The following is a 2562-nucleotide window of genomic DNA, read 5'->3' as shown; positions in this document are numbered from 1 at the left end:
CCCCCCCCCCCCCCCCCCCGGGGGGGGGCGAATCTGACCTGTCATCAGAACGAGAACACCATGTTTAAACCAGAACTCCTCTCCCCGGCGGGAACGCTGAAGAATATGCGTTACGCTTTCGCCTATGGCGCCGATGCCGTTTATGCCGGCCAGCCGCGCTACTCGCTGCGCGTGCGTAACAACGAATTCAATCACGAAAATCTGCAGCTCGGCATCAATGAAGCCCACGCGCTGGGTAAAAAATTCTATGTGGTGGTCAACATCGCCCCGCATAACGCCAAGCTGAAAACGTTTATTCGCGATCTGAAGCCGGTGGTGGAGATGGGTCCGGACGCGCTGATCATGTCCGATCCGGGTTTAATCATGCTGGTGCGGGAACACTTCCCGGAGATGCCGATCCATCTTTCAGTGCAGGCTAACGCCGTCAACTGGGCGACGGTTAAATTCTGGCAGCAGATGGGGCTCACCCGCGTGATCCTGTCGCGTGAACTGTCGCTGGATGAAATCGAAGAGATTCGCCGCCAGGTGCCGGAGATGGAGATCGAGATTTTCGTCCACGGCGCGCTGTGCATGGCCTACTCCGGCCGCTGCCTGCTCTCCGGGTATATCAACAAGCGCGACCCGAACCAGGGGACCTGCACCAACGCCTGCCGCTGGGAATACAACGTGGCGGAAGGCAAAGAGGACGACGTCGGCAACATCGTCCACAAATATGAGCCGATCCCGGTGCAGACCGTGGAGCCCACCCTCGGCATCGGCGCGCCGACCGATAAAGTCTTTATGATTGAGGAAGCCAAACGTCCGGGCGAGTACATGACCGCCTTTGAGGACGAACACGGCACCTACATCATGAACTCGAAAGATCTGCGGGCTATCGCCCACGTTGAGCGTCTGACCCAGATGGGCGTTCACTCGCTGAAGATCGAAGGCCGCACCAAATCCTTCTACTACTGCGCGCGCACCGCTCAGGTTTACCGCAAGGCGATCGACGATGCCGCCGCCGGCAAACCGTTCGATACCAGCCTGCTGGAGACCCTGGAGGGGCTGGCCCACCGCGGGTACACCGAAGGCTTCCTGCGCCGCCATACCCATGACGATTATCAGAACTACGAGTACGGCTACTCCGTCTCCGAGCGCCAGCAGTTTGTCGGCGAATTCACCGGAGAGCGTAACGGCCCGCTGGCGGCCGTGGCGGTCAAAAATAAGTTCAGCGTCGGCGACAGCCTTGAGCTGATGACCCCGCAGGGTAACGTCAACTTCACCCTTGAGCATATGGAGAATGGCAAAGGCGAAACCATGCCGGTGGCCCCGGGCGATGGCTATACCGTCTGGTTGCCTGTGCCGGACGACCTGCCCCTGCAGTATGCCCTGCTGATGCGCAACTTTACTGGTCAAACAACCAGAAATCCGCACGGTAACTAGTTAATTTGCGTTATTTTTTCACGATGTAAGGATATTAGAATCGGATCACATACCGTTTCGGTCGAAACAGGTATCATCCATTTCGCTGAAAAACATAACCCATAAATGCTAGTTGTACCAGGAACCACCTCCTTAGCCTGCGTAATCTCCCTTACGCGGGCTTATTTTTTTGCCTCTCCTCCGGTCTTCGCTTTCGTCATGCGGTACACTTTATGCAACATTGAGCAATAAAGGTTCCCTTGATGATGTCTACGTTTCCTGCCAGCTTACTGATCCTTAACGGCAAAGGTGCCAATGAACCGCAGCTACGCGAAGCGGTTAACCTGTTACGCGATGAAGGGATTGATATTCACGTCCGCGTGACCTGGGAAAAGGGCGATGCCGCTCGGTTTATCGATGAAGCCCTGCAGCTGAACGTTGAAACGGTGATCGCCGGCGGTGGCGATGGCACCATTAATGAAGTGGCGACCGCGCTGGTGGAGCGCGGCGGCAAGATGGCGCTAGGGATTTTACCGCTGGGCACGGCTAACGACTTCGCCACCAGCGTCGGTATCCCGCAGGATCTGGCCAGCGCCCTCAAGCTGGCGATCGTCGGCCGCGATGTGCCGATAGATATCGCCCGGGTGAATGATAAAACCGGCTTTATTAATATGGCGACCGGCGGGTTCGGCACCCGGATCACCACCGAAACGCCGGAAAAACTCAAGGCCGCGCTCGGCGGTGTCTCTTATTTAATCCACGGTCTGATGCGCATGGATACCCTGAAGCCGGACCGCTGCGAGATCCGCGGGGAGAACTTTCACTGGCAGGGCGATGCGCTGGTCATCGGCATCGGCAACGGCCGCCAGGCCGGCGGCGGTCAGCAGCTGTGTCCGGAGGCGTTGATTAACGATGGTCTGCTGCATCTGCGCATTTTCACCGGCGAAGAGCTGATCCCTGCCCTGTTCAGCACCCTGGCGAATCCGGAAAACTCGCCGAATATTGTTGACGGTGTCTCCTCGTGGTTTGAAATAACCGCGCCCCATGAGATGACCTTTAACCTCGACGGCGAGCCGCTCAGCGGAAAAACCTTCCGTATGGAGCTGTTACCGGCGGCCCCGCCCTGCCGGCCGCCGCCCCCCCCCCCCCCCCCCCCCCGCC

General features: G+C 58.4%; 2 protein-coding genes. Both read left to right on the top strand.

The window, feature by feature from the left end:
- The first annotated feature begins 60 nt into the window (after positions 1-60).
- On the top strand, positions 61-1422 hold the full coding sequence (yegQ, locus tag HMPREF9538_RS03515) for a tRNA 5-hydroxyuridine modification protein YegQ (RefSeq protein ID WP_004144192.1): 1362 nt from the start codon (positions 61-63) through the stop codon (positions 1420-1422).
- A gap of 242 nt (positions 1423-1664) precedes the next feature.
- Positions 1665-2562, top strand: an 898-nt coding sequence (yegS, locus tag HMPREF9538_RS03520) for a lipid kinase YegS (protein ID WP_009486193.1), incomplete at its 3' end; no start/stop codon positions are given.

Source organism: Klebsiella sp. MS 92-3, assembly GCF_000195655.1.
In the GTDB taxonomy this organism is placed as follows: Bacteria; Pseudomonadota; Gammaproteobacteria; order Enterobacterales; family Enterobacteriaceae; genus Klebsiella; species Klebsiella pneumoniae.
This window is presented reverse-complemented; position numbering and strand designations above follow the sequence as displayed.